At 39.2% G+C, this 17,007-nt stretch carries 35 protein-coding genes; all 35 read right to left on the bottom strand.

The features are described 5' to 3' along the window. Positions 1 to 65: 65 nt before the first annotated feature. The 35 genes from C0966_RS00710 to C0966_RS00540 all read right to left on the bottom strand — a co-directional run bounded on the left by C0966_RS00710 (position 66) and on the right by C0966_RS00540 (position 17,007). On the bottom strand, positions 66 to 359 hold the full coding sequence (locus C0966_RS00710) for a hypothetical protein (RefSeq protein ID WP_274853252.1): 294 nt from the start codon (positions 357 to 359) through the stop codon (positions 66 to 68). Positions 360 to 373: 14 nt separating this feature from the next. Then, the gene (locus tag C0966_RS00705; protein ID WP_274853251.1) at positions 374 to 499 is read right to left on the bottom strand and encodes a hypothetical protein; all 126 of its coding nucleotides are present in this window, start codon (positions 497 to 499) and stop codon (positions 374 to 376) included. A 47-nt stretch (positions 500 to 546) separates the two neighbouring features. After that, positions 547 to 1,914 (bottom strand): phage portal protein, encoded by a 1,368-nt coding sequence (locus C0966_RS00700; protein ID WP_274853250.1) that lies wholly within the window; start codon positions 1,912 to 1,914, stop codon positions 547 to 549. A gap of 14 nt (positions 1,915 to 1,928) precedes the next feature. Next, the gene (locus C0966_RS00695; protein WP_425535907.1) at positions 1,929 to 3,194 is read right to left on the bottom strand and encodes a PBSX family phage terminase large subunit; all 1,266 of its coding nucleotides are present in this window, start codon (positions 3,192 to 3,194) and stop codon (positions 1,929 to 1,931) included. Continuing rightward, a complete protein-coding gene (locus tag C0966_RS00690; RefSeq protein ID WP_274853247.1) occupies positions 3,172 to 4,026 on the bottom strand; it encodes a terminase small subunit in 855 nt (284 codons plus the stop codon). Before C0966_RS00690 ends, C0966_RS00695 begins: the two co-directional genes overlap by 23 nt. Positions 4,027 to 4,079: 53 nt before the next feature. Next, the gene (locus tag C0966_RS00685; RefSeq protein WP_274853246.1) at positions 4,080 to 4,310 is read right to left on the bottom strand and encodes a hypothetical protein; all 231 of its coding nucleotides are present in this window, start codon (positions 4,308 to 4,310) and stop codon (positions 4,080 to 4,082) included. Between the two features lie 42 nt (positions 4,311 to 4,352). Then, entirely contained in the window at positions 4,353 to 4,553 is a 201-nt protein-coding gene (locus tag C0966_RS00680; RefSeq protein ID WP_274853244.1) for a hypothetical protein, read from the bottom strand. 118 nt (positions 4,554 to 4,671) lie between these two features. Further along, complete coding sequence (locus tag C0966_RS00675) at positions 4,672 to 5,160, bottom strand: sigma-70 family RNA polymerase sigma factor (protein ID WP_274853242.1); 489 nt, start codon at positions 5,158 to 5,160, stop codon at positions 4,672 to 4,674. A gap of 12 nt (positions 5,161 to 5,172) precedes the next feature. Continuing rightward, the gene (locus C0966_RS00670; RefSeq protein ID WP_274853241.1) at positions 5,173 to 5,367 is read right to left on the bottom strand and encodes a hypothetical protein; all 195 of its coding nucleotides are present in this window, start codon (positions 5,365 to 5,367) and stop codon (positions 5,173 to 5,175) included. A 136-nt stretch (positions 5,368 to 5,503) separates the two neighbouring features. Beyond that, entirely contained in the window at positions 5,504 to 5,656 is a 153-nt protein-coding gene (locus C0966_RS00665) for a hypothetical protein (RefSeq protein ID WP_274853240.1), read from the bottom strand. 43 nt (positions 5,657 to 5,699) lie between these two features. After that, the gene (locus C0966_RS00660; protein WP_274855687.1) at positions 5,700 to 6,005 is read right to left on the bottom strand and encodes a hypothetical protein; all 306 of its coding nucleotides are present in this window, start codon (positions 6,003 to 6,005) and stop codon (positions 5,700 to 5,702) included. 39 nt (positions 6,006 to 6,044) lie between these two features. Then, a complete protein-coding gene (locus tag C0966_RS00655) occupies positions 6,045 to 6,227 on the bottom strand; it encodes a DUF3954 domain-containing protein (RefSeq protein WP_004438565.1) in 183 nt (60 codons plus the stop codon). A gap of 67 nt (positions 6,228 to 6,294) precedes the next feature. Next, positions 6,295 to 6,474, bottom strand: a complete 180-nt coding sequence (locus C0966_RS00650; RefSeq protein ID WP_274853239.1) for a hypothetical protein — start codon at positions 6,472 to 6,474, stop codon at positions 6,295 to 6,297. Beyond that, a complete protein-coding gene (locus C0966_RS00645) occupies positions 6,475 to 7,005 on the bottom strand; it encodes an HNH endonuclease (protein ID WP_274853238.1) in 531 nt (176 codons plus the stop codon). Between the two features lie 51 nt (positions 7,006 to 7,056). Further along, positions 7,057 to 7,329, bottom strand: a complete 273-nt coding sequence (locus C0966_RS00640; RefSeq protein WP_274853237.1) for a hypothetical protein — start codon at positions 7,327 to 7,329, stop codon at positions 7,057 to 7,059. 29 nt (positions 7,330 to 7,358) lie between these two features. After that, a complete protein-coding gene (locus C0966_RS00635) occupies positions 7,359 to 8,330 on the bottom strand; it encodes a hypothetical protein (RefSeq protein ID WP_274853235.1) in 972 nt (323 codons plus the stop codon). Between the two features lie 21 nt (positions 8,331 to 8,351). Then, a complete protein-coding gene (locus C0966_RS00630; protein ID WP_274853234.1) occupies positions 8,352 to 8,585 on the bottom strand; it encodes a helix-hairpin-helix domain-containing protein in 234 nt (77 codons plus the stop codon). Between the two features lie 33 nt (positions 8,586 to 8,618). Beyond that, entirely contained in the window at positions 8,619 to 8,792 is a 174-nt protein-coding gene (locus tag C0966_RS00625) for a hypothetical protein (protein WP_274853233.1), read from the bottom strand. Between the two features lie 137 nt (positions 8,793 to 8,929). Next, complete coding sequence (locus C0966_RS00620; protein ID WP_274853232.1) at positions 8,930 to 9,157, bottom strand: hypothetical protein; 228 nt, start codon at positions 9,155 to 9,157, stop codon at positions 8,930 to 8,932. Between the two features lie 202 nt (positions 9,158 to 9,359). Continuing rightward, positions 9,360 to 9,965, bottom strand: coding sequence for a hypothetical protein (locus C0966_RS00615; RefSeq protein WP_274853231.1), 606 nt, complete (start codon positions 9,963 to 9,965; stop codon positions 9,360 to 9,362). A gap of 20 nt (positions 9,966 to 9,985) precedes the next feature. Next, positions 9,986 to 10,174, bottom strand: a complete 189-nt coding sequence (locus C0966_RS00610; RefSeq protein WP_274853230.1) for a hypothetical protein — start codon at positions 10,172 to 10,174, stop codon at positions 9,986 to 9,988. Beyond that, positions 10,171 to 10,455 carry a hypothetical protein gene (locus C0966_RS00605; RefSeq protein ID WP_274853229.1) on the bottom strand — a complete coding sequence of 95 codons (285 nt, stop codon included), beginning with the start codon at positions 10,453 to 10,455 and terminating at the stop codon, positions 10,171 to 10,173. The genes C0966_RS00610 and C0966_RS00605 overlap by 4 nt, the downstream gene beginning before the upstream one ends. Continuing rightward, a complete protein-coding gene (locus C0966_RS00600) occupies positions 10,452 to 10,637 on the bottom strand; it encodes a DUF7336 domain-containing protein (RefSeq protein WP_274853228.1) in 186 nt (61 codons plus the stop codon). The genes C0966_RS00605 and C0966_RS00600 overlap by 4 nt, the downstream gene beginning before the upstream one ends. 116 nt (positions 10,638 to 10,753) lie before the next feature. Then, positions 10,754 to 10,930 carry a hypothetical protein gene (locus C0966_RS00595; protein WP_274853227.1) on the bottom strand — a complete coding sequence of 59 codons (177 nt, stop codon included), beginning with the start codon at positions 10,928 to 10,930 and terminating at the stop codon, positions 10,754 to 10,756. Next, the gene (locus C0966_RS00590; protein WP_274853225.1) at positions 10,923 to 11,732 is read right to left on the bottom strand and encodes an ATP-binding protein; all 810 of its coding nucleotides are present in this window, start codon (positions 11,730 to 11,732) and stop codon (positions 10,923 to 10,925) included. The genes C0966_RS00595 and C0966_RS00590 overlap by 8 nt, the downstream gene beginning before the upstream one ends. Further along, a complete protein-coding gene (locus C0966_RS00585) occupies positions 11,689 to 12,648 on the bottom strand; it encodes a hypothetical protein (RefSeq protein ID WP_274853224.1) in 960 nt (319 codons plus the stop codon). The genes C0966_RS00590 and C0966_RS00585 overlap by 44 nt, the downstream gene beginning before the upstream one ends. 181 nt (positions 12,649 to 12,829) lie before the next feature. Next, positions 12,830 to 13,648, bottom strand: coding sequence for a hypothetical protein (locus C0966_RS00580; protein WP_274853223.1), 819 nt, complete (start codon positions 13,646 to 13,648; stop codon positions 12,830 to 12,832). A gap of 2 nt (positions 13,649 to 13,650) precedes the next feature. Further along, positions 13,651 to 14,214 carry a host-nuclease inhibitor Gam family protein gene (locus C0966_RS00575; protein ID WP_274853222.1) on the bottom strand — a complete coding sequence of 188 codons (564 nt, stop codon included), beginning with the start codon at positions 14,212 to 14,214 and terminating at the stop codon, positions 13,651 to 13,653. After that, positions 14,208 to 14,411 carry a hypothetical protein gene (locus tag C0966_RS00570; RefSeq protein ID WP_274853221.1) on the bottom strand — a complete coding sequence of 68 codons (204 nt, stop codon included), beginning with the start codon at positions 14,409 to 14,411 and terminating at the stop codon, positions 14,208 to 14,210. Before C0966_RS00570 ends, C0966_RS00575 begins: the two co-directional genes overlap by 7 nt. A gap of 99 nt (positions 14,412 to 14,510) precedes the next feature. Then, positions 14,511 to 14,726, bottom strand: a complete 216-nt coding sequence (locus C0966_RS00565; protein ID WP_274853220.1) for a YqaI family protein — start codon at positions 14,724 to 14,726, stop codon at positions 14,511 to 14,513. Position 14,727: 1 nt separating this feature from the next. After that, the gene (locus C0966_RS00560; protein WP_274853219.1) at positions 14,728 to 14,892 is read right to left on the bottom strand and encodes a hypothetical protein; all 165 of its coding nucleotides are present in this window, start codon (positions 14,890 to 14,892) and stop codon (positions 14,728 to 14,730) included. 335 nt (positions 14,893 to 15,227) lie between these two features. Further along, positions 15,228 to 15,494, bottom strand: coding sequence for a hypothetical protein (locus C0966_RS00555; protein ID WP_274853218.1), 267 nt, complete (start codon positions 15,492 to 15,494; stop codon positions 15,228 to 15,230). After that, positions 15,491 to 16,006, bottom strand: a complete 516-nt coding sequence (locus C0966_RS00550) for a helix-turn-helix domain-containing protein (RefSeq protein WP_274853217.1) — start codon at positions 16,004 to 16,006, stop codon at positions 15,491 to 15,493. Before C0966_RS00550 ends, C0966_RS00555 begins: the two co-directional genes overlap by 4 nt. A 72-nt stretch (positions 16,007 to 16,078) precedes the next feature. After that, positions 16,079 to 16,831 (bottom strand): phage antirepressor, encoded by a 753-nt coding sequence (locus tag C0966_RS00545; protein WP_274853216.1) that lies wholly within the window; start codon positions 16,829 to 16,831, stop codon positions 16,079 to 16,081. Then, entirely contained in the window at positions 16,828 to 17,007 is a 180-nt protein-coding gene (locus C0966_RS00540; RefSeq protein ID WP_274853215.1) for a hypothetical protein, read from the bottom strand. Before C0966_RS00540 ends, C0966_RS00545 begins: the two co-directional genes overlap by 4 nt.

The raw sequence follows: 17,007 nt of genomic DNA, 5'->3' as shown, positions 1-17,007 counted from the left end.
TGTTGTTCTTTAACGCCTGCAACATGAAAAAAAGGCAATAAAAAAAGCCCCTCACGACGAGTGACTTACTCAGCTACTTTTTCATATGTCTTTTCAAAAATATCCGGTTTGCATGGATAAATTTCACCATTTACACCTTTGATAATGTAATCACCTTGATATGCTTTCATATCGCCCTCTAATGTTTTTATTAACAGATAAGGTATAGCTTCTTCGCCAGTTTCGTTTGGTTCGAAATTAATAAAAGCTTCTTTCCTTCGTAAAGCTTCAACCATCCATTTAGGATCTTCTTTTTGTCTTGAATCTCCTGTCCATTTAAAAGCTTCAATAACAACAGGCTTTTTACGATATTTAGCCACTTACCGAACCTCCTTTACTCTTCATTTGCTGCATACTGAATATCATTAATAATCGCCTGTGAAAGCCCCAACTTCTCAAGAAAGCTAATCGTATGAGTAAATCCGCAAATAAATTCCCCTGACGTTAATTTCACACCCAATACTAAGCCCTCAATCTGCCCGTCATGATACAGTTCAGTTTGATTTATCAGTCATTAGTAACCAGCTCCTCATCCTTATTTTCTTCATGCTCATCGTCAAAATCATCTAAATCAATGCTGTCTTCACGCTCTTGTCTCATCAATTCGCGCTCGTAGTTTACGTCATCTATATAAGGTATTTGTGATAATAACGTATGATCGCTATGGATACCTTTCAGCTTCGACGCATATTCAGCTACATAAGCAAGATCAATCGGAATGTTGCGTTTAAACTCCCAAAAGATGTCGAGATAATCAATGTCAATGTTTTTCTTCTTCCAAGCGCTGCATAGTACTTTGAATTGTTCACGAAGCCCTTTACCAAACTTCCTTGCTTTCGTTCCCGCTTTGTTTTCCAGCGCAATGAGTTTCCATTTGCGGCTTTCGCCTGTTTGTGCACCGCCGCTGAATTTTTCATCGGACATATCCACACTAGCGGAAAACTTGTGGATGTTTTCGTTCAATGTTTTCTTATTGTTCTCGACGAATGTGTCGTTGATATTTTTGGTGATGAAAGACACATCGCCATCAACGCCGACTTCAATACCGCCCGTTTGTTTCATTTTTTGAATGGTCTCTTCATCTACGTCAACACCCTTGAACGCCATATAAGCATTGGCGAATGTTTCAACCTCATTCACTGAATCGCTCGTAATCTTGTCGTATGCGTCAATAAGCGCTTCAACCTTCTCAAAATCTCCTTGTTCTTCGTCGTTATTTTGAAAAAGAACCAACGGTACATAATCAAATAAGTGAGGTTTACTACCTTCTGGATCCATAATAAAAACTCCATCGCTCTCAACAAAGAACGTGACGTTTTTGTTATCATACCATTCGACCTTTGTGTATTCATTATTGTTACTATCCTTTACCTTGTAATAACGTATTGCATGTGTAATATCATTACCGTCTTCAACGAACACTGCTTCCCACGGGAAAATGTTCATCGCTCGTTCTTCACCATTTTTGTCGATGTATAAAAGACGAGCAGCATAACCGCAAATGCTCATGACTTTACCGAGCTCACTATCTAAATCATCAATAGCATTAAGTGTATTAAATCGTGAAATACGATCTTGGTTTTCTTTCGCTTTCGTTTCATCATAATTCCGGCTGTCTAAACTATAAGAAATCGGCTGGCCCCACAAATATCCGGCTACTTGATTGATAATGTATCCTCTATAGTCGTTTGGGATCTTGTTGTTCGGCTTTTTCGGGTCCGGCAGCACTCGGCTTTGTATCGGCACTCCCTCACCTCGATAGCGGTTGTATAAACCTATCATCTTGTCTCGATGAGGCTTATGCCAGTCAAGAACTTTCTTTATGACATCAGGTATGGATCCTTTGACATTTAATTGTATGGTTGAACGTTTCATGGTTTCACCTCGCTTTAGTACAGGGATGGAACTGCACGGGCTTTCCGTTTTCCTGTGAACACTTCCATTGCATACCTCATCGCGTCCATTAAGTGATTAAACTCATCGATCGGTTTATTAAGTGTATTTCCTTCACGGTCTTTGTCGTAAGTATAGTTATTGATTTCTTCAATAAAGTGAACGCATTTTGGATGAATAACAATCTTATAGTTTTGAATGAACTGAATACCATGCATGACGCTGTCCTTTCCTTTCGCTGCGCCTTTAATTCTTGTAAGACCAAGTCTCTTTAACTCATCAATAGATTTTGGCTCAGCAGAATCAGCAATGATCGGACTACGATTGTAGCCTTTCGCAACCAGTTTTTCATAGATTTTTTTGTTGCTTAATCCCTTTTCATAGAGTTCATCAAAGATGTAGATGACTTTTTCTTTTTGATCCGCAGCAATTGCAACAAACGCTGTCGGGTCGTGGACGTATCCAAAATCCAATCCATAACTGGTTGATTGTGTATCATGGATAACCTTCTCGATATCAAAGTCATTGACTTCGAAGTTTTCATAAATAAGTCCTTCCGCTACTCCCCATTCACCATCACACACGATTCTGGCACGGCGTGGATTCGTTTTATAAAGACTCATGTAGCGTTTTCTGTCTTGGTCGTCCAACCATTCATTAACGCGGAAAGTAGTCGTGATAGCAAACGTATCATCTTCTCTTGTTTTCTCATCAAAAAAAACACGCTTCAACCAATGGCGCTCTGACCAAGGGTTAAACGTGATTGTTACCTGTTTGAAGAATTCTGGATCATCGTACGAACCCCTGATGGACTCGACAACGGTCCTGAATTTGTCTTCTGATTCGATTTCATACGCTTCCTCGAACCATGCCCAACAAAGAATACCGACATCAACTGTAATTGACGTTATCTTCAATGGGTCATCAAGACCACGAAAGATAATCTTTTGTCCAGTCGGTAAATAAGTTAGTTCCGGAAGGCTTTCATTGGTTTTCCAAAGATGAGACACACCTAGTTGGTTGATGGCCCACTTCAAATCTGTATAGGCTGATTGCCTCAACGTGTTTGAAAAACGCCGGACAACCAATGTGTTTGACCAGCTGTACTTCATCATGCGATAAATGATGTTTAATGCTGTTGTTTTGGATTTCTTGGAACCACGCGAACCTTTCACAACACGGTAGAAGTTCTTATTATGCCAAAAGCGATTGTAGCCTCCGCCAATAAGATTTTTTATGCTAATCTTCTTCATCGACATCATCCACAAAGATTGGAGTTTCTACTTCTACCTGTTGTTTTTGTTGCTTGGCCAGCTTCAATTTTTCTTCCTCAATCTTGCGTTTAAATTGATCCGGGAATAAATCGAAGTATTGAGCAAGCTTATCAAGTGCTTTCATTTTGTCAGCCAACTTGATGGATATACCATCTTTGCCTTGCTTCACTTCGGAAATGATAGTACCGTCAACCATATTAGAGTCTTTAAACTCTACGTAATTGACCATTTGCGTAACCGGATTGCCTTCATCATCTTCGATCGGGCCAAACATTCCTATAACTGGAACTTCTTTTTGACCGAATGTGACGTAGTCTGTAATATCAGCAAAGGCGATTTTAATATACTTTTGAAGTACATCCATTGCTTCGATAAACAAACCGCTTGTCATTTCCTGTTTAATACGTTTAATTTCAGCCGAAACCTTAGCATTTCTTAGCAACCTACTACCCTCGACATGAGCACTTTCTGGAGCGTATCCCGCTTTAATCGCCGCTTGTGTAGCGTTAAAACTTTTCACGTAATAAATACAGAAAAGCCTTTGTTTCTCAGTGAGTTCATCACTTTCGACAATAGGCTTTTCTTCTTTTTTATTTGGAGAACGTGCTTTTTTAGTAACTTTTTTATTTGGAGTACTCCGTATTTTTGTTTGGAGTACTCCGTTCAACTTTTCATTCCATTTGTCTTTTGATTTCCAACCGCTAACGGTTTTTTCTGGAACATCCAAAATACGAGCGATTTCACGATTCTGTATGTTCCCATTGTGTTTTTTAAAAATCTCAAATGCTTCATCTCGTTTAGGATCTCTTTGGCGTGGCACTACATTTCACCCACCTCCAGTTGTTATTTCGAGTTGTTTTGAAAATCTATGATTCAAGGAAAAACTTTTTTAATTATTGGTTCTTCCCATTTCTTGATAATCCGATAATAACCATTGAAATGTTTGTCATCCTGTCTGTGGATTCCTGCACTCATTAACCCAGCAGCCTTTAACATCGCGTCAATGTCAGCTTCGTTATTTGCTAGTAAATAGAGACGTTCTTTGCCATCTTTTTTGCCTTGCGCTCTTCTGAATGTCGGTATTTCTGGAATCCATGGCTCCATATTTACCTCCAAATAAAAAAGCACCCCGAAGGATGCCGTTGTTCAAATAATAATTTCTATAGAATACAATTCACTATAACGCCTAACAATATCTCCGTCATTAGTAGGTATTCTTATTTCGCCATTTTGCTCAATACCCTTTCTTGTCTCTTCAAAAAAATTCCCATTACCTGTAATTTTAACTTTTTCGGGAACATCTTGAGTTACATTCATACCGTCTTTAAATTTAAAAACTATTTTCATTGCTTTTCCCTCCTTCCACCTACTCATTTCGACAAAAGGAAGGAAAATCCTATCCAAGTTTTTCTATTTTTTAAAAGATTCTCTTCACTAATACAGACTTCGTACGTCAAATCGTACGTCATGAAATTCTTTCTTTTATTTTTTTTCTGGCTCTTTCAATATATTGCTGGACAGTTCGCTTTTTAATTCCTAATTCTTCAGCAATTTCCGCCATACTCAATCCTTGTGCAGCATATAAAATATAGCACTGCCTTTCTCTCAACGAAAAAGAGGAAAAAATGTTTAATAGAATTCTCTTTTGTGATTCAGATAAATATAATTGCTTATTTCTAGGCTCTAATTGCTCGGAAATGTCCGGGATTAAATCCATATTTTCAAGATACTTGATTTGATAAATTTTTCTTTTATCAACGCCTCGTCTTAAACCGGGTTGTCTACCTGTTTCCAGCCATTCAATCACGAAGTCCATATCACTAGCCATGCTATTTATTATTTTTATATCCTCCTTAATAGCCGGGTCTTTCTGATCCAGGCTGTTTTTTAGTTTGTTCAGTTGTTTTTTTCCCTTTCTATATTCAATTAATAAGTCGTCAGCCCAATTCTCCATGAAATTGCCCCCTTATCTTTGCCTAAACGCTCCGCCTTTTCCACGCCGATATACGGGCATATTCGTTCCCATGAGATAAATAAGATCACTTTTAGAAAGCTTTTCCGTTTTCTTTGCCGGCTTCTTCTCTACGTGCTTCTTCTTTGGCCGATGAAAAGAATTTTTCTTTTCCCACTCTTTCAATTGGTCTTTTAATGTTGGATTCATATCCTCAACTCCCTTAGTTGCCAAAAATTCGTTTTTTGGGTAATTCAGTTGCAAAGAGTAGAACAATAAAAAAGGACACCAATCAGGGCAGGGTTTTCCTGCTCTTGATTAGTGCCCTCGGTTCTTCCGTAAGGCTTTATTTAATTAATTGAATTTCTTTTATTCGATAATGTGCTGTTTCTGGATTCGTTCGAATTTTTTCTTCTGCATCCGTTGCGCTGTCTGCATTTATTTCTGTTTGAAAAATCCCTCTCATGGGTGGAACTTCATACACTACTAAAAATTTCATATTCTCACCCTCTCTCTAATGAACAATATCTTCGAACTGTACATTAAAATTCTGTTGTAGCAATAATACAAGGACTTGTAATGTTTTGATGTTTAATCACCCAAGAAAAAGGTTTATAAACAAATAATTCACCGCCAATATTTTTCATATTTAACTGAGTCATCATTTTTTCTTCTTCTGGTAAATCGTCTACGCTAACAAGCATTTTCTCTTCAAGGCTTACTTCTCCTTGAAAAAATTCCTCAACATCACCCATATCAATACCGCTTTCTTCGCAATAAAATATTTTCGCTTGTTCTTCTGTTTCAGCACAAACCAAATCAAAGTCATTCATTTTAAAAACTTTCATTTTCACTAAAATCCCTCCAATTTTGGTGTGCAGTATGTGTCAAATCCGCACCCTCTCACTCTTTATCACGTCTAAGACCTTCCCGTCTTTCCAAACAGCCGTATATTCTCCATAGCCCGTTTGAGGGGCTTCGATTTTTGTAATTTTGCCGTCCTTTACTACATACAATGAGTTATCCATAAGACTAATCTCAGCCGTCATTTTCTCAACATTTACGTTCACCAGGACCACTCCTCGTGTTAAAATTAGGATGGGCATGCCGGGAGAGATCCTGGCTTTTCTTATGAAATTATTCACCCAAACGTTTTGCTGCGGCTTTTTTCGGTCTCCATTTGTAGTCGGTATGGATATTGGCAAAATCCTTATCATTCTTTCGTTTTGGTTGCGGCTTGATCGGGTGTTTCTTAATGTATTCAGCCAACTGCTCAGGTGTCATATACCAAGTCGTAACTTTTCCATGTGCGCTCATTTAATTCACCTCTTTATTAACTGAGTACGGCAATATTTCTTTCCTTTTTTCTTCTACAACTTTTATCGCATCTTCTTTATTTTCGTAATAACCTAGCCAGATAACTTTTCTATTTATAGTCACTTTTGCATACCACTTTTGGTTTTTCTTGTCCCAGCCCACACCTCTAACGCCTGTCTTGTTGTTTTTCTGTATACCTTTTCGATTCTGCATATTCTCTGCATGTGATAGAACCCTCAAGTTCTCTCTTGTGTTATTTAAAGTATCATGATTTATATGATCTACAACAAAACCTTTTGGATCTCCCATAATCCACCTATGAAGCGTAATAGCTTTTCGGTTAGGTCTTGGAGTCATCCCATACACATAAAACGAACCTACTTTTCTATCGAAAGAGAGGCACCAGCTGTTTGGAAATTCTTTTACTCTAGGCAAATCAGAAGTACTTATTATCGTTATAAATTCCCCATGCTTAGGGCTTTTAATAAAGATTTTCGTTATATCTCCGCAAATTTCATAATCATTTTTCATTTAGTAATCCCACCTGCCATGTTGCAACTTTTCCGTGCACCGGCTTCCCTCCTAATCAAACAAACTACCTTGCTGAATCTCACCATATTCCCGGGCAAACGCACGTTTCATTAAACCTAAAACATCACTGCAATACCTTTTAGGAGTATGACTAATCATTCCGTCCATACCATACAATTCGATATAATCGTAATCAGACAACTCTGTTAGCGATTGACAAAAACCAATCTTCGGAACGAAGTTTTCTCCGTCAAAATAGCCTCGATATTTGGGATGAGGGCCACTGTCCTCGTTGTAAGCAAAAACAAGAATTCTATCTTCCATCTGCCTGATCACCGCCTTATGAAACTGAATTACTCTTGTGATTCATACTCTACAAAACACCCGCATCCACCGATGTCCCAAATATCGCACTGGATTGGCTGTTTTTCTAATTCCTCAAGTGACATCGACTTCATAAACGTATAAGGCTTGTTGATCGGTCGCCCTTTATTATCCTCTCCGAATAGACGGCGCTTAGATTTCAGATAATCAGCGTTTTCCAAAATGTTTTTGATTTTGTCCGACTTCTTTCCTGTACTAACAAACTCCCAAACATCTTTGTACATATAATCCGGCTGTTTACCACTCTTGATTGCCGGTTGCTTGCAATACCGTATATACTCGCTGATAACAATTTCTTGTTCCATAAGCTCAAAAAATGTTTTTTTATCTTTCATCAGTAAATTTTTAAAATGTCCTTGTCCAGCCTTTACGCATCGACCTTTGCAATTGTTATGGGCGAATTGCATTTCATAAAGTCTAGGCTGTCTAATGTTGTATTTCCTCAGCGCTTCATCATTATCAATGATGTTATCTATTAAAGGCATTTCTACTTTAAACGGTTTCCAGTTCTCAACAATTGGTCTTTGTCTGTGCATTTCTTCAAAGCCGATTCCAAAATAAAGCGTCGCGTCTTTTACAAAGTCATCGCTTTTAAGAAAATGCTTGTTATACCATTTTTCAATCTCTGGAACGACACCTTTTTTTAAGTAGTTAGCTGCAACTTTCATTTTTAATTCTTTTGAACAAGTACCAACTCGACTATTGGCCATAAATCTCTGTAAAACCATTAATTGAGGCGGAGTTATACCTCGACTATGGGTTAATAATGGTAGTTTAAGCTTGTCACTAGCTTCATAGATAAACCGGTAAAGATCCTCGTCTTCCCAAAGCGTGTCTGTGAAGTACAAGATGATATTGTCATCAGGAAAATTTGTCTTAACGTAATCAGCAACCGAAAAACTACTCTTGCCTCCAGAGAAGAAAATAATATGATTCTGCATCTTCACCCCCTCCTATGAAACTTAATCACTTCCAAACCTCTGCAAGAAAAACTCCCTTACTTTCCAAGCTGTCTTTTCGCCAATGCCCGGTATTTCTTCCAGCCCTTCTAAAATCCTCACCAAATGTTCAATATCCGCTTTCCGCTGCTCCCTGGCCCCTGCTGAAAATCCCCGGTTCCATGCTTGCATTTCGTCTAGATTGAAGGGAGAAGCAGGTTTCTTCTCCCGTTTTAATTTACTGAGTGTGCTGCCCATTGGATCACCTTCATCATTCAGATTATCTTCGTACTACTCGCTTTTTAATGATTCTTGGTACTGTTTTTCAATCATTTCGTCAAACGCCTCTAAAGCAGAACGCCCACCTTTTAAACCTGTGCTTTCACAATCAGGGCAAGCACCATAACCTCCGCTGTCATCGCCTGAGCCATTACACCATTTACACGTTTCAAATCTTTCATCCACGTCATTCACTCCTTCGCTTTTTGTGTCAACCTCGAATCTTCCAACCACTTCTCAACCGTGCGTCTAGCTCATACTTTCGCAACTCCTCGTACAACCATACTTTTTGACCTTCCTCTATACGGAAAAGTAAATACCCTTTACGCTTGCGTTTTTTCTTTTTCACCCAAGATCACCCCTAAGTAATCTAGCAAGATACCATTCTTTGATTTCACCAGTTCACAGTTCAACAGGAACCATTCATAAGGAATCGACTTTCTCCCGCCATTCTCGGATTCATCCCACAGGAAGTTCAACTCTTCCAGAACAATGACCCGATTTTGCCTCGGCGCTTGCATGTAATGATCCCAATATGGAGGCCGAGCCATCAAAACCACCGATTTTCCGGTGAATCTATATCTCTATCACGAAAGTCCGCTATCACTAGCTCGTGCCGTAACGAATAATAGTCAAGGTCAAAAATGCTTGTCCCATCCTTCGTTTCGGTTATGCCTTTTTCGAGCAAACGGGAAATAAACACTTAGCGCTTTGCTTCCTTTGTCACCATCACTTTGTCATAGAGAATTCCCATCATTCATCCTCCTTCAAATCGAAGCGATGTTCAGCCGGACAAATAAGTTCCAATTCTTCTATTTCAACATCAAACCATCCATAAAACTTTTCTTGGTTAAAAGGTTCAATCATTTGACCATGAGCATAAACACCGTATCCGTATTTTTCGTGATACACGATATCATTTGTTTTATACTCTCCGACCTTCCGCCCAATCGTCTCCCATTTCCGGCGCTCTTTTTCGGTTGAGATTTCTTCCGGTGTCATGCGTTCCAATTCATATAGTGGCACACCGCCGCCTTTTCCATCGCTCCATTGCGCTTCTGCACTACCAAACTCATTTATTTTTTCGATTTTCCCGTAAACATAAATTCCTTCGAGAGTTTCAAACTTGACCCAATCCTCAACTTTAAACTCTGGTTCTACTTCATAACCGATGTAGAGGGCTTTTGCTAAAGTGACGTTATCAATTTCTTTTAATGGTTCTAGTTCATGCAGAAATTGCTTCGATCGAATATGGGAATCCAAAAGTGCATCAGGATTCTGATAATAAGCTAATCTTTCAGTATTCAAAGCGAATTCAATTGCTTCCGCTTGCTCCGGCGTCAATTTCACTTTTTCCATCTTCAAACACATCCCCCTTACTACACCTTTAATAAGGCTTGATAAGCCTGTTCGACAACTCGTAAGCGTTCGATTTCTTGTTTTAGTTGCCCGATTTCATTCGCCATAATTTCGATTAGGTTGCTCTTCTCATCGACCAAGCTGTGTAACAATGTGTTTTCTTTCTCCAATTGCGCCACTTTTTCCGCTTGGCAAATAGGGCAGTTCATGATGATTGCTCCAATGCTTGTTTGGCTATTTTTACACATTCAGCATGGTTTTCACCTGTGTACGAAAACCCACCACCAAATCTGTCTGACCAACCTATTTTGGATATGTCTTCCAACGCCTTCTCATACCGTTCAACCGTTTGAATGAGCCAATCCAAATGACCATCATGCAGAATCGAGAATAAAATATCATCCGCTTGAATCCATTCATCTTCCGAATAAAATTTTTTAATTTCTGAAATCTTTTCTTTTATTTCCTGCAATCGCCCTTTATCGTTCATTCCGCCCCCTCCCATGTGTCGCAAACTTCCCATTCAGCAACTTTGACATTCAATACATCTACATCTTTGCTGTTTTCTAAATGAGATTTATACTTTTCGGCAGATGATCGATTAGAAAAAACCGCCCAAACTTGCCTTGAATAAACCTCTCTGTCATACGCTGATACAACGTAAACTTTCATTTCGTTCCTTCCACTTCCTCATGACAGACGTAATACCCGCAACATACTTTAATAACCGGTTTGATTCCCCATTCTTCCCAGCCGCAATCAGGGCAATGAGAGATAATCATTTCGCATCACGCCCCTTTTCTCTCGAAATCCATTTCAGCCTGCTCAATCCGTCTTTGAAGCTCATCCATCCGGGCCCGGAATTGTTCTGCTGGTTCCGGACCGCATTCCGGGCATGTTGCAAATCCAACTGAAAAACTATCAATCTCGTGCACTACATGAGTGCCGCCGCAAAGTTCACACATTCTCTTTCACCTTTTTCAAAAACTGTTTTTTTCTGAAATCCGTTCCGTTCATGATAATTGGCTCTGCGTCCATCATCATTCGAGAGAAAATCCGTCGCAGATCCTTTGACACTTCAAACTCACTAGAGCTCAAATTTGTTGTGTAAATGTTGTGTTTCCCTGCTCGTTGATCTATCACTTCAAACAACTTTTGTATTGGCCAACCGGAAATTTCTCCTTCTGCGCCAATGTCATCAAAAACTACAAGATCCGCATCCGCTAATGCGTTTATGATTTGTTCTTCGTTCATTTCACTCTTGCCATATGTAGTCCGTATTTTGGTCAGCAATTTCGGAGTTGAAATGAAAATGGTTGAATATCCTTTTTCTTGCAACGCTTTTGCAATCGAGAAAGATAGATGGCTTTTTCCTGTTCCGAATGAGCCCTGAAAAAACAAGTTTTTCGGCTTCCCTAGGTCAAATTCCTCAACATAGCGTTTTGCTTTTTGTAAAGCTTGTCCAAATTCATTAGGCTCAAAGTTTTCGAAAGTCGCTTCTTTTAGCGCCGGATTGATCAGGCTGTTTTCATCAAAAATCCTTTTCAATCGCGCCGCCTTTGCTTGCTCCTGCTCTTTGCGGACAATCTCATAAACCTCGCAATCGCAACCCTTTTTCCCTTCGAACCACTCACCTTTTTTTGGACCGAATAACATTTTTGCACGAATAACAGTAACTTCATTGCCGCAGCCTTCACACAAGTATTTTTTTATGACCTTGCCATTAAAATCCGTAGTCATATTCGCTATTTTCCGAACCGACCGCATGATCTAATCCACCACCTTTATTTTTAAGCTTGATAAGCCCGCGCCGCGCTTCATGCTCATTTGTATTCCGTAAAATTCCAAGCGTATAAGATTCTTTTTTGTCATCGTGCTGCTCAATGTGTTTCCATAAGGCGTAGTGGATTTGGTTGATAGAGTATTTTTGGATCTTCTCAATGAAGTTCACTAGGATATTGGCTGAAATCGTGCATGTCTGTCTTGTAAGACGAATACAATCAAAGTAAGAGATTAATATTTTCTTAGATGTTCCAACGGGTAAAGCGTTGGTTCGCAAAGCGAAATCAACAAAGGTTTCAATATCCTCTGTGGAGCACAAATTTTTGTTTTTTACCGGAGCTTCGACGATATATTCTTTTAATGTTTTATTGATGTTATTAATGCTGTTTATATATGCTGTTATAGTATGGTTATTGAGTTGGTTTTTCTGTTGGTTATCCTGTTGACTGTCCTGTTGGTTAATTTCTTCTTTCAAAGTGCATTCCTCCTTACTGTCGCAAGGGTTTGAAAATTCTGTCTGTTGGTTATCTTGTTGGTTTTCATGTTGGCTATCATGTTGGCTATCGAGTTGGTTATTTTTTAGGTTATAGTTACCTAATTTTTGGAAATCGTCATAACCTATAATTGTAATGATTAACCCTTTATTTTTTTTAAAAGGCTCCGATTTAATGTATCCATCATCTTCTAATCTCTTAATAGAACCTCTTATTTCACCCCTTGACCAACCAGTTTCATCGGAAAGTCTTAATGAAGATGTAATCAATTGCCCTCTTTTACAAAGGTTGTCGTCTTTAAAATTTGCTAAATCTAAAAACAGCTGATAGAGCATTTTATCTTTAATATTTTTGAATTGCAGTCGGGGCTGGATAACAAACCCCGACGCTTGTATTTGTTTTTCCACCCCGACCACTCTCCTCATTTTCGTCTACATAATGCGTAACCATCTTCAACTTTAAAAACAATGTAATTTGGATAACTATCACGCATGTACTTAGCGATATTCGCTTTGAACTCATCTTTTGTTCTAGCCTTCTCTTTACACCAATTCGGTAATAACACTCGATACGGAACTTCTTTGTGAATCATAGATTAAAAGGTAAATCCTCGTCTTTGATTTCAATATCTTCACCGCTGAACATTTCAACATCTTGATTATCTGTTAATGGAGCTTCTTCTTTTGGATCCTCATCTTTCTTTTTGGTATTTTGTTGTTTTACCGCTTGGAACATTAACTCGATGCCTTTTTTGATGACTGGATCCGTTCTATCTTGCTTAACTAGCCATTCGAGGTAGTCCGGCTGTGTTTTGTAAATCTCCTTCAATGTTTTTCCTTTGTGTTTACCAAACGTAATTTTGATTTGCGCTGCATCTTGTGCAGTCATCGTTTCAATCTGTTCTGTTTGCATGTATTCATGCATATCCTCAATATCTTGAGTAAACACTTCTGAAAGGCTAGCTAGGGTTAAAGTGGCGTCTATCTGGGCTCGTTTTTTCGCCATTTTTAGGCATGTATTAGCTAGTGTGAACGGGTCTTGGTTAATGTATTTCTTCTCTTTAGTGTTGCAATGTCCGACACCTTCGGTAATTTTCGTTCCATTTTTAAATATGAGACATTTAACTGTGAAGGCAAAAAAGCCTTTTTGGTAATCCTGAACTCTCTCGACAACCTCATATTCACTTGTAACACCAAACATCATAAGGATTTTTTCTGCACCAGGCTTAAACAATGTAGGTTTCGGAGTTCCAGGAATAACACCGAAATCAAAATTAGGTTTAAGCGTATTCTGTACAACCATTTGAAACTGACTAATCTTCGTTAACGTGCTTTGGACTGAATTTATATCCACGCTGTCTATCAAAGACAGCGCAGTATTTTGTTGTTGTAATGCTGGTTCGCCCATCTTTATTCAACCTCCACACTGTATTTGATTTCTTCTGGTTTTATCGTTACACCAGGCACAACTTGTCCATTTTCATCGACCACATATTTGTTATTTCCGGTTTCAACAATCTTGAGTGATTTCTTAAAATCAGCCCATTTTAGAGATTTTTTTGTGTACTCTTCCATATCGTTATCAAGAACGTGTTTTAAAATCGCGCTCTCGTCTGCTTTTTCCGGCTGCTCTTTGGTTTTCCGTGCTTTTGATTTTCCATAAGGAGTAGAAAGAGTCTTCGCTTTCGGATCGTCTCGAAGGATTTTTGCGTGATACTGATAAATCAGTCCTTCAAAGAACTCCATCTCGCTTTTGATAGAAGCTTTTTGCTGTTCTTCCCACATATCAATTCGCTCACGTTCTGCTTTAGCAAGTTCAATAATTTCAGCTTCCTTAGCTTTAAATGCAGCCAATTTGCGAAAAGCCCAATTCAAACTATCTAAACTGGTGATTTCAAAGCGTTGTTTTTCTTCCACTTGATCTTTCTCTTGTTCCCACTCATTCAACTCATATTCACGTAAAGCGTCTAGCATTTTAATTCCTCCATTTTTGACTGAGCCATCTCATTTTTCAAATCAAACTCTTGAGTAAGGTAAATATCGATAAGATCGTCATATAAACGGCTACCGTCTAATGTTGATTGGTATTTGGACAAAAAATCGAACAGTGGTCTGTTAACTGGATTGGCAGGCTCATAGATTAGCCCGCGTGATTTTGTGTCAATATACAATTTACTTCCTCCCTTGAACCGTCATTACACTTCGTGATAAAATGACGGTAATCGAATGTTTTTTGAATGACTGACTCGTGCCGTGAACACGGGTCTTTTTTATTCGGCTGTAGTAAACCGAAACTCATAAACCTCTGCTAAGTAATCTTCCAGATTCTCCTTCAAAACAACTTCCCCATTGTTCTCATCGATGACAATCTCATCGCCGGCCAGGATCTCCGTGCCAAAATAGTCAATCCCGTTATGTTCCGGCTGAGCAACCATGTTCGGAAAGCCTGTCCGATTGATTTGCTCAATGACTGGATGATCTCGCATGTTAAGCCTCCTTTATCAATAGCGATTTTAGATATTCATGCGGCCCAAAAATCGTGTCGACTGAGTTTTCAAGGATATAGGTTATATTGTGGATTTCACCATCTACCCACCAAATTGATGCAACAGTGTATATTTCCCCGTTGATCAAAATCTTTGGTTGGTTCATACTAAACCCTCCTCTCTATCCAATTTTCAAAGAACATGGCGCTTTATTCGCACCGTGATGAGTCGGGAAAAGGGTCGTCTTTATTAGGAGATAGTAAGGATAAACCCGGCTCATCACGGCAAGAACAAAGCTTGCCGTACCATTTCAAAGAATGGTAGAATAATAGTGATATTCACTTGCCGTTTGCAGTGAGCTTGGTTGATCGGAACCCTTGCTCATTGCTTTTTATTTTGTTTTTCTGCATTTATCTCTCTCCTAAGTCGAATGCCACAAGTGTTAAAATTCCGATAAAGACCAGCCCTAAAAAGATCACTCCGAATGCGATGTATCCCATATCAACGAACCCTCACTACTGTTGAGACTAAAATTCCTCTTTCCTTTAGTTCTGCTACAAACGTCATCAGTTGTTCATGATTTTGTTTTCTTTCAGTTAGGCGCTCCAACTCACGAAGAGACTTTGACAAATCACTGATCGTTAACTTTGCTTCCTTTAGATCACCCTTCATCAAACATTCTTCAATACGGCCGATACACGTCCAAGCAGCTCTGTACTCTGCAATGGCAGTCGGTCTGTCCTTCTGCAAAAACTGATCTTTATTCACTTTTGTAACCTCCTGGCCTTTAATGTGAGTCGCCACTGTTTGAAGAGTTTTCTCATTGAAAACCCATATTCCCGGCAAACAACAGCGACTAGATTAATCGTGCTTGCTGCTGCGTCCAGCAGCTCAAAAACTACTTTTTGCATGTCTTCCCGTTCTGTTTCAGTCCTCATATGTACGGGTTTGAACCAACAAACCCTTCTAAGTTGTTCAAGTGCTTCGTCCGTCTCCTGTTTAACCAGGAAGACCATGCTACTGGGATGATGATCGACGTAATCCCCGTTGAAAAACGGGATTGATACTTCCCCAGCTGCTTCGTTCCAAGTGATAAAATAAAACTCCACATCATCGACTGCTTCTGCAATCGGCCGGCGCATATCATCCGGCAATTTTCTTGCCCCTGTTTCATATTTGGCAAGGCTTTCTCTCGATACAGGAAGGTCCATTGCTAGTTGTTCTTGAGTGTATCCCTGTCTTTTCCTCGCTTTGGCCAGCTCCTTTCCGATGGTGGCCATAATCTCACTCCCCCTTTTGTACCTATCGCCATATAGTGTTGTTCCTGCTGATGGTGGTAAATTTTAACTAGGTTAAGAGACTTTCATATTCTCTTTTCTAAGCCGATTCATGATATAAATTTGTCCTTTAGGTGTAACCCTCATGGTTAACCAGGTAAAAGAGCCTTTTTCGTTTTCTTTGACACCTTGAGAGATTTCAAAATAGCCACGGTCAAGATATTCCTGGTAAGGCTCATTCTTGTTTGGGAAAACCAATTTCCAGTCACGCAGCTTTTGCCATAACCGTTTTTCGCCAATCACGATGCCTTGTTTTGTTGCCAATTTTGCGACTTCTCTAACCAAAAGTGATTTTTCAGAAGCCATACACGCCTCGGCGAAATGAACCAATGGCTGCTGTTTCTGCAAGGCGATCTCGACTTGCTGCCGTTTTTGTTGCTCTTCCTTCAACTGGGTAGCAAGGTTGATGATCGTATCAGGATTTAGCAAAACTTCTTCAATTTTTTGAGGAGTTAGATAAGCTCCATGTTTTCGAATGGAAGGAAGAACTTCTTGCTTGACCCATTTCTTGAAAACCTTCGCTTCCGATTTTCGACTTGCGAAGATCAACTCATAAAGACCGGATTCATTAACGATATTAGCTTCACCCTGACGACCTAAATTGAACTTAGACCGTTCATTTTCTTCGAGTCTTTGCATGACCATTGTTGGATTGGAAAGTTCTAATATCTTGCAAACATCACTTGCAACAAACCAAGGTTCATCATTATGAATAACCATTCGAAGTTGATGACCTTGAAAATCGAAAATTCTTTGGAGTTCGTTCATCCAATAGCCTCCTTCTTCGATTTTTCTAACTGTTCCAGCCCTGAAAAATCTTGTGTGTACTTAGTAATTTTGATTTCTTTGCCGTAGTGTCGAGAGACAATTCCCTCGACAATGGTTTTAAGTCGCTCAGCTTTTTCAGGGGAAATGATGATCGGTTGGATGTCTTTATCATTCAT

The sequence above is a fragment of the Bacillus methanolicus genome (genome assembly GCF_028888695.1).
Taxonomy (GTDB): Bacteria; Bacillota; Bacilli; order Bacillales; family Cytobacillaceae; genus Bacillus_Z; species Bacillus_Z methanolicus_B.
This window is presented reverse-complemented; position numbering and strand designations above follow the sequence as displayed.